This is a genomic window from Clostridium sp. UBA7503 (assembly GCF_002477055.1).
Classification (GTDB): Bacteria; Bacillota; Clostridia; order Clostridiales; family Clostridiaceae; genus Clostridium_J; species Clostridium_J sulfidigenes.
In genome coordinates this window covers 155,302-168,324 of record NZ_DLNT01000047.1, presented here as the reverse complement: position 1 = coordinate 168,324, position 13,023 = coordinate 155,302, and the positions used below count along the sequence as shown (strand labels likewise).

The 13,023-nt window shown below is 29.8% G+C and carries 10 protein-coding genes, 1 pseudogene and 1 riboswitch; of the genes and pseudogenes, 2 read left to right on the top strand and 9 right to left on the bottom strand.

What is annotated here, in order from left to right; genetic code table 11:
* Window positions 1–84: 84 nt before the first annotated feature.
* On the bottom strand, window positions 85–1,398 hold the full coding sequence (thiC, locus tag B3630_RS14535) for a phosphomethylpyrimidine synthase ThiC (RefSeq protein ID WP_346899381.1): 1,314 nt from the start codon (window positions 1,396–1,398) through the stop codon (window positions 85–87).
* 195 nt (window positions 1,399–1,593) lie between these two features.
* A riboswitch (TPP riboswitch) is annotated at window positions 1,594–1,695 on the bottom strand.
* Between the two features lie 243 nt (window positions 1,696–1,938).
* Between thiC and B3630_RS14530 the strand changes: the two genes are divergently transcribed.
* Window positions 1,939–2,370 (top strand): hypothetical protein, encoded by a 432-nt coding sequence (locus B3630_RS14530; protein ID WP_346899379.1) that lies wholly within the window; start codon window positions 1,939–1,941, stop codon window positions 2,368–2,370.
* A gap of 78 nt (window positions 2,371–2,448) precedes the next feature.
* Here the strand turns inward: B3630_RS14530 and B3630_RS14525 are convergent, their stop codons facing one another.
* The 4 genes from B3630_RS14525 to B3630_RS14510 form a co-directional block, all read right to left on the bottom strand.
* Window positions 2,449–2,928, bottom strand: coding sequence for a threonine/serine exporter family protein (locus B3630_RS14525; RefSeq protein ID WP_346899459.1), 480 nt, complete (start codon window positions 2,926–2,928; stop codon window positions 2,449–2,451).
* A gap of 5 nt (window positions 2,929–2,933) precedes the next feature.
* A complete protein-coding gene (locus tag B3630_RS14520; RefSeq protein WP_346899377.1) occupies window positions 2,934–3,695 on the bottom strand; it encodes a threonine/serine exporter family protein in 762 nt (253 codons plus the stop codon).
* 330 nt (window positions 3,696–4,025) lie between these two features.
* Window positions 4,026–5,912, bottom strand: a complete 1,887-nt coding sequence (locus B3630_RS14515) for an ABC transporter ATP-binding protein (protein WP_346899375.1) — start codon at window positions 5,910–5,912, stop codon at window positions 4,026–4,028.
* Window positions 5,905–8,166: an ABC transporter ATP-binding protein gene (locus tag B3630_RS14510; protein WP_346899373.1), complete on the bottom strand. Its 2,262-nt coding sequence runs from the start codon at window positions 8,164–8,166 to the stop codon at window positions 5,905–5,907. The genes B3630_RS14515 and B3630_RS14510 overlap by 8 nt, the downstream gene beginning before the upstream one ends.
* 478 nt (window positions 8,167–8,644) lie before the next feature.
* Here B3630_RS14510 and B3630_RS14505 point away from each other — a divergent pair, with 478 nt between their 5' ends.
* Window positions 8,645–9,088: a MarR family transcriptional regulator gene (locus B3630_RS14505; protein WP_346899371.1), complete on the top strand. Its 444-nt coding sequence runs from the start codon at window positions 8,645–8,647 to the stop codon at window positions 9,086–9,088.
* Between the two features lie 88 nt (window positions 9,089–9,176).
* On the opposite strand, the gene B3630_RS14500 is transcribed toward B3630_RS14505, so the two are convergent.
* The 4 genes and pseudogenes from B3630_RS14500 to B3630_RS14485 all read right to left on the bottom strand — a co-directional run.
* Window positions 9,177–9,482, bottom strand: coding sequence for a hypothetical protein (locus B3630_RS14500; protein ID WP_346899368.1), 306 nt, complete (start codon window positions 9,480–9,482; stop codon window positions 9,177–9,179).
* Between the two features lie 189 nt (window positions 9,483–9,671).
* Complete coding sequence (locus B3630_RS14495) at window positions 9,672–10,640, bottom strand: NAD-dependent epimerase/dehydratase family protein (RefSeq protein WP_346899366.1); 969 nt, start codon at window positions 10,638–10,640, stop codon at window positions 9,672–9,674.
* A 264-nt stretch (window positions 10,641–10,904) separates the two neighbouring features.
* On the bottom strand, window positions 10,905–12,914 hold the full coding sequence (locus tag B3630_RS14490) for an ABC transporter permease (RefSeq protein WP_346899457.1): 2,010 nt from the start codon (window positions 12,912–12,914) through the stop codon (window positions 10,905–10,907).
* Window positions 12,904–13,023, bottom strand: a pseudogene (locus B3630_RS14485) (ABC transporter ATP-binding protein); the annotation flags it as partial. The pseudogene B3630_RS14485 and the gene B3630_RS14490, both read right to left, overlap by 11 nt.

Here is a 13,023-nt window from a genome sequence, read left to right as displayed (position 1 = left end):
TATATAAAGAAGGACACTCTTAAAATTACTAAGCTTAAATTACCAATGAAAGCTTAATTTCTAATAGTGTCCTTTTATTAATTATTAATCATCTTCTCTTAAAAGGTTAATATCTTTTCCACTAAGAATCTTGTTCATATTTCTCATAGAACACATTTTACCACACATAGTGCAACTATCTTTATGATGGGGTGTAGATTCTTTTCTATATTTTCTTGGCTTTTCCTCATCTAAAGCTAATGTAAACATCTGCTCCCAATCAAGTTCCTGTCTTGCCTTACTCATTTCATTATCCCACTCTGATGCGCCTTTAATTCCTTTAGCAATATCCGCTGCATGAGCCGCAATTTTTACTGCTACTATACCTTCCTTCATATCATCTAAGTTTGGAAGTCTTAAATGTTCTGCTGGAGTTACATAACATAAAAAGTCTGCTCCATAACTTGCTGCAATAGCTCCACCAATGGCAGAAGTTATATGATCATAACCTGGAGCTACATCGGTAACTAAAGGTCCTAAAACATAAAATGGTGCTCCGTGACAAAGTCTTTTTTGAAGTAACATATTAGCTTCTATTTCATTAATAGCCATGTGTCCTGGACCTTCAATTATAACTTGTACATTTCTCTCCCAAGCTCTTTTTGTAAGCTCACCTAATACCATGAGCTCCTTAATTTGTGAAGCATCTGTAGCATCAGATATTGAACCTGGTCTACATGCATCTCCTAAGCTTAAAGTTAGATCATATTTTTCACATATATCTAATAATCTATCAAAATATTCATAGAATGGATTTTCTCTCTGATTTAATTCCATCCAAGCAAATAAAAGAGATCCTCCCCTTGAAACTATATTAGTAAGCCTCTTATTTCTTTTAAAAGTATTTATAGTTTCCCTATTTAATCCAGCATGGATAGTTACAAAATCTACTCCATCTTGTGCATGCTTTTCTACTACTTTAAAGAATTCATCTACAGAGATATCCTTTAGTTCCTTATCATAAAAGCCAACTACATCATACATTGGTACTGTTCCAATCATCGCTGTAGACATTTCTACTAACTTCTCTCTAAACTTTGCAGTTTTTCCATAGTTAGAAAGGTCCATAATAGCCTCCGCTTTCATATCTAGAGCAACTTTCACCTTTTCCATTTCTTTATCTATATCATCACAATCTTTTGATATACCTAAATTTACATTTATTTTAGTTTTAAGACCTTGTCCTACTCCCTGTGGCACAATGGATTTGTGATTTTTATTAGCAGGTATAGCTACCTTACCTTCCGCTACTAAGCCTCTTAACTCTTGAACATCCATATTCTCTGACTTAGCTACAATCTCCATCTCTCTCGTTACAATGCCCTTCCTAGCAGCATCCATTTGTGTTGTAAAATCCATACTTTCTTCCTCCCTAAGTACAATAATTATTTAATTTAATAATTTAGCGCCTTTCTTTAGGAGAAAATAATTGCTTACATATTTTTATAAATTTTTATTAATCTTATCCGAAAAAATAAAGGCTTACACAAGGTAAGCCTTTGGATGATTTCATAAAATAAATATTTATAAATATTTTTATAAATAAGCTATTATTAAAATCTTTTAAAGCTTTCCTTCGATGGCATTATCCACATCAGGTTCAAGGGTTAAAGCAATTATTGCTTCTCTCAGCGTTAGGCACCCCTAGCTAAATAATTATTAAATTAACTTCATTATAACATAAAAACTATAATTTTCAAATTTGCTTTTAATTTATAATTATCTGGATTATAAATGGAAAATTTTTAATAACATATTTTTATCTTTCTAAGGATAAACTAAGGTCGAGTTTTCTTAAACCTTTTATTTTTCATAGGTTATACTCATTATTGTTATTCTCATCAAATTTTCTCATACTTAAAATCTCAAATAAATACTTTAAAAGGACGGTGTATTGCAATGAAAAAATCTTTAATTATGCTAACATTAGTTGGTACCATCATGGCTTCTTCTACTGTAGCCTTTGGATATAATAGTATAGCAATGGATTCTAATAGTATAAAAATGACTACTATAGAGGCTCCAACAGAAAAACCTAAGAATGAAAAACCTGCTGAAGAAAAGAAACCAACTATGACTGAGGAAGAAGATAAGACCAAAAAATCTGATGAAAAAAAACAAACTATAAATGAGCCTAAACCTGAGAATGAAAAATCACCCAAACAAGAGGAAAAGAAACCAACTCTAAATGAAACTGATGAGAAGAAACAAGATAAAAATACTCCTAAATCTAGGGATGAAAAAACTAATGGTAACCATATGAGAAAACCAGAGTGTGATAATAAGTGTAACCCTGAAAACAATAAGGCAAGCGAAAAGAAAGCTCAATAATTAAGTATAAATTTAAACTTAGTTTAAATATAGGCTATGTTTTAACACCAGTTTAAAACGTAGCCTAAATATTTTATTTTATGCTGCTTTCTTTGTTTCTATATCTCTTTGAATTTTGCTAAAAAATTTATAAGTAGTTGAAGATAACATCATTCCAAAGGCAATAGCTCCACCTACTATAATAGTTTTCATTGCACTGCTATAAGCAAGGTCATAATTTTGAGCAACTATATATAATACTGTATTATAGGCCATAACTCCTGGTACTAATGGAAATATTCCTGGTATTGAAAACTGCATACTTGGAGACTTTAACCTTCTTGCCATTACTTCACTATAAACTCCTACTACAAATGCCCCCATGAAAGTAGCAATGATTACACTTCCTCCATAATTGAACACTATTAAATAGCTTATCCATGCAAGAGTTCCTGAAACACCTGCCCAAACTAATTTTTTTCTATCTATATTAAATAATATGGCCGGAAACACACTTCCAAAGAATGCCAAAATAATTTGTCTAGTCATAACATAGCCTCTACTTTCACTTAAATATATTCTCTCTAAAAGATTCCTAGAAAATTTCTAAAGGCTAATGCAGTACCAATTCCTGAACCAATTGCTGTAATTATTAGAGCTGCCTCCCCTACCTTTGAAATTCCTGATGTAAAATCACCATAAATTATGTCTTTTATTCCATTAGTAAGGGCTACACCAGGTAATAGTACCATTATAGACCCTAGTATAATCTTGTCCTTGTTCACTATAGTTATAATATTTTCAAATAAAATACTTATACCGGCTATAAGAAATCCTGAGAAAAAGAAAATAAAAAATTGGAAAAACCCTACATTGGATACCTTATCTACCATATAATAAATTATCATACCTAAAATAGCAGATATAAAAGCTGCAAAAATTGTTCCATTGAAGAATAATGAATAAATAAAACAAGTCATTCCACCAGCTAACACTCTAATGGGTAATTTAAAAGTAGGCATTTTTCTTATATCTTCTAGTCTTTCCATTGCTTCCTCATAGGAAATCTTATCTGCCTCTATGCTTCGAGAAAAACTATTTACTAGCTCTATGCTATATAAATCAACACTCTTACTTCTGACTTTTTTTAGTGATGTAACCTTTTCTTGATCCTCATCCAAAATGGATATAAAAATTCCTTTTCCTGTAGTTATGCATTCACTTTTATAATTATATGCTTTACATATCCTTTCAATAGTTTCCTCTACCCTATAGGATTCTGACCCATTACTTATAAGTAGTTCTCCTGCTGAAAGAGCTATATCTAAAACCTGTTTTGCTTTCATGATAAATCTCCTTCTAATCCTTCATGTATTTAATAAACGTAAACTTTATTTAGTTAACTATGATTATTTTCTAATCTGTTTAATATTACACATTTATTAATGGTAATTATATCATCTTTTTTATATTTGTCTATTGATTATTTATATATTAAATTAAATTTATTACTTCATTATTATTTCACAAGTACTAAGTTATACTTATTTGTAAAATAAAAGAACTAACTCAAATTAATTTACTTAATTTAAGCTAGTTCTTAAAACTGTGTTAATAAACTTCAGATGAAGTAACTCCATTCTAGTCTAAGAATTCTATTTATATTTTATTAGCTATTAAACTACATCTTCTTGAATATCTTCAAATTGACTATTATATAAGTTTGAATAGAAGCCCTTAGCTGCAAGTAACTCATTATGGTTTCCTTGCTCTACTATATCTCCATCCTTCATTACAAGGATTAAATCCGCATCTTTTATGGTTGATAATCTATGAGCAATTACAAAACTAGTTCTACCCTTCATCAAATTATCCATAGCCTTTTGTATTAAAACTTCCGTACGAGTATCTACAGAACTGGTGGCTTCGTCTAGAATTAGAACCTTAGGATCCGCAAGAATTGCACGAGCTATTGTAAGTAATTGCTTTTGACCTGCAGATACATTATTAGCTTCTTCATTTAAAGTCATATCATATCCATCAGGTAAAGTTTTTACAAAGTGATCTACATTAGCAGCCTTTGCTGCAGCAATAACTTCTTCGTCAGTAGCATTCAATCTACCATATCTTATATTTTCCTTAATAGATCCGTTAAATAGCCATGTATCTTGAAGTACCATACCAAAGATGCTACGTAAATCTTGGCGGTTGAAATCTTGAATATTATGACCATCTATTAAGATAGCTCCACTATTTACATCGTAAAATCTCATGAGCAATTTAATCATAGTAGTTTTTCCTGCTCCAGTAGGTCCAACTATAGCAACCTTTTGTCCTGGTTTTACATGTGCTGAGAAGTTATTGATAATAATCTTATCTTCTTTATATCCAAAGTGAACATTTTCAAAGTTTACTTCACCTTTAATATCTTCTCCCTCATCTCCTGCCAATAAAGAGTTTTTTATTTTAATAGGATTTTCTGCAAATTGTACTTCCTCTTCTTCTGCTAAAAATTCAAAAACCCTTTCTGCAGCCGCTGCTGTAGATTGCATTAGATTTGCTATCTGGGCTGATTGCGCAATAGGTTGATTAAAAGATCTTACATATTGAATAAAGGATTGAATATCTCCAACTTCAATAGTTTTCTTTATAGCAAGCCATCCACCCAAGATAGAAACTACTACATAACCTATATTCCCTACGAATGTCATAATAGGCATCATCATTCCTGATAAGAATTGAGACTTCCAAGCTGAGTCATATAATTTATCATTTAAATTATTAAATTCTCTAATTGCTTCTTCTTCGCCATTGAATGCCTTAACTATATTATGTCCTCCATAAGTCTCTTCTACTTGCCCATTAACATTTCCTAAATATTTCTGTTGATTTCTAAAGTGCTTTTGTGACTTCTTAACTACTATTGATATTAATAGCATAGATATTGGCAATATAAGAAGTGCTGCTACTGTCATTATACCGCTTATTGAAATCATCATTATTAGTACTCCAATTAATGTAGTAATTGAAGTTATAACTTGAGTCATACTTTGATTTAAATTTTGACTTACGGTATCTACATCATTTGTTACCCTAGATAAAACTTCACCATGGGTCTTATTATCAAAATATTTAAGAGGCATTCTATTAATTTTCTCTGAAATTTCTTTTCTAAGATTATATGAAACCTTTTGAGTAACTCCTGACATTATAAATCCTTGCACAAAGGAGAATAATGTACTAATTATATATAAGACTAAAAGTATTGATAAAATTTTTCCTATATATTGAAAATCTATACCGACTCCTGAACCTGTTATCTTACCTAAAAGTCCCTTAAAAATGTTGGTGGTAGCTTTACCTAAAACCTTAGGTCCAATAATAGAAAAAGCGGCACTTCCAATGGCAAATATTATAACAATTATTATGGATGCAGTAAAAGGTTTAAGATAACTAATAAGCTTTTTCATGGTACCCTTAAAGTTTTTAGCCTTTTCTCCTGAACCACCCATAGGTCCTCCTCCACCCATAGGTCCTTTTTTCATATTTTGCTCCTTACTCATTAGCTAACTCCTCCTTTGAAAGTTGAGATAGTGCTATTTGTTTATATACATCGCAAGTTTTCATCAGCTCTTTATGAGTTCCAATACCAACAATTCTACCTTCTTCTAAAACTATTATCTGTTCTGCATGTAGAATTGTACTTATTCTTTGAGCTACAATTAAAACTGTACTATTTAAAGTTTCTTTCTTAAGTGCTTTACGTAATGCCGCATCAGTCTTAAAATCTAAAGCTGAGAAACTATCATCAAATATATATACCTCTGGTTTTTTAGCAATAGCCCTTGCAATAGCAAGTCTTTGTTTTTGACCTCCTGAAACATTTGTACCACCTTGAGATATTTCGGTATTATAACTTTCCTTAGTACCTTTAATAAAATCAGTGGCTTGTGCAATCTCTGCGGCCTTTATCATATCTTCATCTGTAATGCCATTACCAGCATATTTTAAGTTGCTTTCAATGGTACCAGAGAATAGAACTCCTTTTTGAGGTACATAGCCTATCTTTTCTCTTAAATCATGCTGGCTTACTTTTCTAATGTCAACTCCATCAAGAAGTATTTCTCCTTCGGTTACATCATAAAATCTTGGTGCTAGATTAATAAGGGTAGACTTACCACTTCCTGTACTACCAATAAATGCAGTAGTCTCGCCTGGCATAGCAGTAAAAGTTATATTGCTTAGAACATTTTCTTCAGCATTTGGATATTTAAAAGAGACATTATTAAATTTAAGAATTCCCTTTTTATCTTCTTCAAGTTTTATTGGATCTACAGGATCCTTAACTACATATTCTGTAGATAATACTTCATCTATACGCCCAGCTGAAACTGTAGCACGAGGTAACATAACTGAAACCATAGATATCATTAAGAAAGCCATGATAATTTGCATGGTATATTGAATAAATGCCATCATATCTCCAACTTGCATAGTTCCTGCATCAATGCTGTGTGCTCCATTCCATACTATTAAAATGGTAATTCCATTCATAATCAACATCATAGTTGGCATCATTAATGCCATAGTTCTATTTACAAATAAATTATTCTTAGTTAAATCATTATTTGCTTTGTCAAATCTTTTTTCTTCATGTCTTTCTGTGCTAAAAGCACGAATTACCATCATACCAGTTAATATCTCACGAGTTACAAGATTAACTCTATCAACTAGTTTCTGAACTCTTTTGAATCTTGGCATAACTACTGTAAATAAAACAATAACTACTGCTGAAATAGCCACTACTGCGACAACAATAATCCAAGCCATTGAAGTTTCTGTGTTTAAAACCTTTATTACTCCACCAATCCCTAAGATTGGTGCATAGAATACAACTCTTAGAAGCATTACCATGAGCATTTGAATTTGTTGAATATCATTAGTACTACGAGTTATAAGTGACGCAGTAGAAAACTTATCTAATTCTGCATTAGAAAAACCTATAACTTTAGAAAATACTTTACTTCTAAGGTTTTTACCAAGGTTTGCCGCCACTCTAGCCCCAATAAATCCAACAGTTACTGTAGCGACCATACTTAGTAGGGCTATAAGTATCATTAATCCTCCTGTATAAAGAAGATAGTTAGTTTGCATTTTGTCTATATTCATACCAATATTATTATACTCATTTTTTACATAACTAATAGCTGCTTGGTCTATCATAGTATTAGGTAAGTTCTCAAAATTTTTATCTATATCTTTCATCATAGTATATCGCTGTTGCTGCGGTAACTGTGATATCACTTCTAATATATCTGCATTTTCATCTATACCCATATTAGGAGGAAACTCTGCTATAATTGCTGCTTTCATTGCCTTACTTTCTTCACTGTCACTTTCAAAGCCTTGCACTACTAACATTGGCCTTGCAAATATTCCATTTAACTTTTCAATGGTTTCTTTATCCTTTTTCTTAGTTGTAAGCTTATATACACCTTCATTTTCTAAAGAAGGATACTTCTTCACATATTTATTGTATTCTTCATCACTAAGAGAATCTTTATCTAACAATGTATAATTACTCTTAATTTCTATTTTATCCTCTTCACTAATAAATAGTTCTAACTTTTCTAATTGACTCTTTCTAATTACTTCTGGTGTAACTTTTTCTACTCCCCCCTGCTGAATTCCAACATTTACTATATTAGAAGTATAGTCAGGTAAAGAAAGGTCACAGACTGCTTGAACAATTAGTAATCCAATTATGATGATAATTGGCACTACTGAGTTCTTTAAATATTTAATTAACTTGAACATATTCCTCCACTCCCTCTTACAATAATAAATTACTAAGAAATAAACTAAAAACAAAATACTTTATTACCTATGCTATATGAACATAGATAACAATAGTATTTACAATTTATCAGTTTATTTGCAATTTAAAAAAAATTTATTTATAATAATCTTATAAAATACTTATTAATTTATATAAATTATGATATTATATTATTTATAAGTATATAACAGTTATAAACATATATTAATTATAGTTTCATAACTATTATAAGTCAATAACTATTTTGTTGTGTTTTTTTAATTTTTAATTAACAATTTTAATATAAACAGAGTTCTTAGTATCAATTTATTTGATACTAGAATTCGTTGTCCTTTAGGGGAAATCGTTATCCAGGTACGTAGCAGCTCTTTACCCATACTTTGAAGAAGATAGGAGTATTAGAGCTGGTAGTCATCGGATAGAGAAATTCAATACTACAGACAAAGGAGAATTATTATGGATGAAAAAAATTTAACTAAACTATCTGAGGACTTTTTTCTTCTTATGATGTTACTTCATAAAAAGATTATAAAATTAGACGATTTTATGAAAAATACAGTTGTACCACCATCACATGTAAAAGTGGTTTTTTACCTAGCTCAAAATGGACCTTCAAAGGTGTCTAGTATAGCTAGAGACCTTTGTATATCTAAACCTAATATGACCCCAATAATAGATAAACTCCTTGAGTGTGGTTATGTTACTAGATATGAAGATCCAAAGGATAGAAGAGTTATTAGAATTGAAATAACAGAAAAAGCCCATGAAGTCTTTAAAATCAAAAAGGATTTAATGAAAAGCTTTCTTAAGGAAAAGTTATCTGTGCTACCAGATGAAGATTTAATTTCTCTTAGTGGTGCAATATCCGAATTTAAAAGAGTCATGTCTAAAGTAAATTAAAATAAAAGGTATAAAGCTGTAATAAAACTAGCTTTATACCTTTTTAACACTATAAAACTTTTACAGTGTAATTTTCGATTTAATATCATTATAAATTTTCTAATCTCTTAGCAAATATTCCGGTCTCAAAGATTATGTCATTAAGAGACAATAAAACTCCAATTAATATACCATACCAAATGTAATGTAGCTCAAATCTATCCTTAATTGCCAAAGCAATAAAAACAGCAATAGCATACCCCATAGCACTCCATACTTTCTTCTTCTTAGATTTTGATACAAATTTCTGCATCGGTTTAAAAAGTCCAATAATGCTATCATTAAGTCCTTTAAACAATATTAAGCATATAAACTCAGCCACTATAATCCCTATAACAATATATAAAAAATCCATATAACACACCCCCTACTCTTTATCTATAGTTCATCCATAAACCTTGAATAAAGCTTTACTAAGCATCCACTCATTATGAGCTAATGTACCTTGAAAATCCCAATTAACTTATCCATTTTAATCTCCATATCGTACTTAATATATAACTAAATTCATAGCTATACATCCATATTTTAAAACTATGAACTATCATCTCCCTAACAATTTATAAATTTCCTCTTCCTTTTCTGCTACATGTTTTTTCATCATAACCATGGATTCATTATGAAGATACCATTGATAACACTTCTTTAAGCCTTCCTCCATGGAAGTTTCTTCTTTAAATATACTATGGACTTTTTTTACATCCAGCACATTGTCATAATTAAAGAATGAAAAGAAGTCTCTCTCATTATAACCCTTCTCCTCATAATAAAAATGATACTTTATTGCCTTTTTACCAGCAGCCTTCTCACATAATTCTATCCATGTATTAAAGGTGACTGCCTCGCTATTTCCAACATTATAAATAGATAGATTATCTTGATTTGTATCTAAAAATCCTTCTACTAAATTGCCTAGGTCCTTAGAGTAGATAAATTGAATTTTAGTCTCTCCATCATTAGGAATTAGAATAGGACTATCATTAATAATATGATGAAAAATAAAACCTTCCCTTGCTGCATAATTATTTTCTCCATAAACATAAGGAGGACGTAGTACTATAAGCTGAACATTACTGTAGTTATACTTATCCTCTAAAAACTCTTCACACTCTATTTTGTTTGTTCCATAATCTCCCCAATATTTATTTTTACCTAACATAGATGATTCCTTAAAAGGTATTTTATAATTTTCTACATCATAAACAGCACTTGAACTAATAAAAATAAATTTCTCTAACTTTTCATAGTTTAAGGCTTCATGAAGAATTTCTAACTGATTTACATTAAGTCCAGACACATCAATTATATAATTAAATTCATGCTCGCTAAGACATTTCTTCATTTCATTTAAATCTTCTCTGTCACAAATTATATTAATAATTCTTTTATCTTCGGTTTTTCTATTTCCTCTATTTAAGGTGTAAATTTCATAATCTTTCTGAGAACCTAATAAAGCTTCTACAATGGCTTTTCCTATAAAATAGCTTCCTCCAAGAACTAAGACTTTTTTCATTTTCTCCACCTCTACATCTATAAATTAAAAGCTTTTATAAAAACTTTCCAAAAACCACCTTAACATTTTTTTAAATAAATTTTTATATTTTTCATTTGTCTATTATAATATTATTTTACAGGATTAATTTGTATAAGTATATAATTAATGTAATATAGTTTTAATATAAATATAAAGGTAAATATAAAGGTAGCCATTAAGGCTACCTTTACTACTAAAAAATATATTCATTTCATTCGCTGGAGTAACTAACACTTAGCCAAATCATAGATTTGGAGTGTTAGTTACATTCTTATAGCCTATATAGGTGGCGTAGAAATAGCCTCCATATATAGCTATTATCAGTAGTGCTGTTATAGTGGCTGAAGCCCCTATCTCTACATTGCCGTAAAGAGATATAAATTCATTAGCTACACTAATTCCAACTATGGAGTGAATTATAGCTAATACTAATGGCATTGCAAAGTATATTAAAGTTTGAATAAATATGGTTTTATTTATCATCTTTTTTGAAGCTCCAATCCTTCTTAGAGCTTTATATCTATCAATGCTCTCACTAGCTTCTGATAATTGTTGAAGAGCAAGTACTGCTGCACTAGATATTAAAAATACAATCCCTATATATATACCTATATATAAAATTGTGGTAGTAGCTCCTTTTGTCATACTGTATATGCCAGTCTTAGTATCACCTAATATTATAAAGTCTTTACCCGAAGCATTTTCATCTCTGCTATTTTTGAATATTTCTCCTATTTCTGATTCTCGTTTTTCTCTATCTTCACCTACAAAGTTACAATTTAATATAGAGTCATAGGGCTTAAGGTTTTCTAAAGCTTTATCTGGAAGTATTACTGTAAAGAAATTATTAGCAAAGCCTGTGTTTTCATAAGCTTCTGTAATAAGCTCTTGATTTTTTATATTATAGTTTATATTATTTATTTTAATTACTGTGTTTTCCTTCATATAGCTTTTAACTAAAGGCACTAATTTACTAAAGTTAGAGGTTACTAATACTTCATCTTCTTTTAGGTCTATGGAACTTTGTCCATTTAACTCTCTTAGTTTATTATAATCACTTATTTTTAGAGCTGACATGTTACTATAATCGTTATCAAGAAATTTATCTTCTTTACCATATCCTCTTAATATATCACCATAACTTTCTTCTAGTCTATACTCTTGTAATACTACATACTTTTCTTTATCTGTGAAATTGAATCCTAATTCTTTAATGGCCTGTTCTATATTTTTGTTTTCCCCACCTTCAAAATTTATAATTCTAGCTGAGACATCAAAGGGTACTGTATCTTTAAGACTACTTTCTAAGGAATTTTTAAAACTCAATCCCGTAGATAATATAGAAATAGTTATAAAGAGCATTAAACATATAACTGTTATAGATACAAAATTTGTGTTAACTTTACTACTTATCTGTCTAGTAACAAATATATTTAGTTTTTTAAGATATATATTTTTACTATTCTTGATTACATACAATATAAATCCAGCTAATCCATAATAAAATAATATAGTTCCTAGAATCCCCAGTATTATCGAAATAGTAAATCTAGAATCAGTTATGTCTAATCCCACTTCTATTATAAACTTATAAGCAGTTATAAGTATTCCTACTCCTAAAATAAAAATAATAATTGATCCTATAGGATTTTTAATCTTTATATTTTCACTTTTCTTACTAGCATTTATCATATCTATAAGTTTGTATTTTGAAATTACAAAGGTATTAAATATCATTATAAGTAAAAACATTATTCCAAAATAAGCTATAGTCTTTACAGTAGCATTTTGTGAAAATACAAATTTGTATTCACTCATGCCTACCTGAAATAACTTCGCTGTAAAAAGAGATAATCCTTGTGATAAAACTATACCAAAGATTAACCCTGCTACTAAAGACATAAGGCCTATGAAAAAAGATTCAGACACTAAAATACTTGAGATTTTTCTTTTACTCATACCCAATGTCATATATACACCAAGTTCTTTTTTTCTTCGTTTTATCATAAAGTTATTTGCATAAACAATGAGTCCACCCAAAATTACTGACACAAATACAGATACCCAAGAAATAACTGTAGTTAACATATCTATAAAACTAGCTTCCTTCTTACTTATTTCAAACATTGCCTTTTGTGATTCTATAGAATTAAAGCTATAAAATATACAAACGGCAAAGGTTAAAGTTAAAAAATATATGGTATAGTCTTTAAAACTTTTCTTTACATTATTTAATGCAATTTTAGAATACATCTCCACTGTCACCTCCAAGTAATGTCACTACCTCAATAATTCTATTGAAGAATTCTTTTCTACTATCATTTCCTCTAATTAGTTCATTAAATACTTTTCCATCTTTTAT

Excerpts from the sequence above, each read along its gene's own strand:
- thiC (WP_346899381.1), bottom strand. The coding sequence starts at position 1,398 with ATGGATTTTACAACACAAATGGATGCTGCTAGGAAGGGCATTGTAACG.
- B3630_RS14530 (WP_346899379.1), top strand. The coding sequence starts at position 1,939 with ATGAAAAAATCTTTAATTATGCTAACATTAGTTGGTACCATCATGGCT.
- B3630_RS14520 (WP_346899377.1), bottom strand. The coding sequence starts at position 3,695 with ATGAAAGCAAAACAGGTTTTAGATATAGCTCTTTCAGCAGGAGAACTA.
- B3630_RS14515 (WP_346899375.1), bottom strand. The coding sequence starts at position 5,912 with ATGAGTAAGGAGCAAAATATGAAAAAAGGACCTATGGGTGGAGGAGGA.
- B3630_RS14510 (WP_346899373.1), bottom strand. The coding sequence starts at position 8,166 with ATGTTCAAGTTAATTAAATATTTAAAGAACTCAGTAGTGCCAATTATC.
- B3630_RS14505 (WP_346899371.1), top strand. The coding sequence starts at position 8,645 with ATGGATGAAAAAAATTTAACTAAACTATCTGAGGACTTTTTTCTTCTT.
- B3630_RS14500 (WP_346899368.1), bottom strand. The coding sequence starts at position 9,482 with ATGGATTTTTTATATATTGTTATAGGGATTATAGTGGCTGAGTTTATA.
- B3630_RS14495 (WP_346899366.1), bottom strand. The coding sequence starts at position 10,640 with ATGAAAAAAGTCTTAGTTCTTGGAGGAAGCTATTTTATAGGAAAAGCC.
- B3630_RS14490 (WP_346899457.1), bottom strand. The coding sequence starts at position 12,914 with ATGTATTCTAAAATTGCATTAAATAATGTAAAGAAAAGTTTTAAAGAC.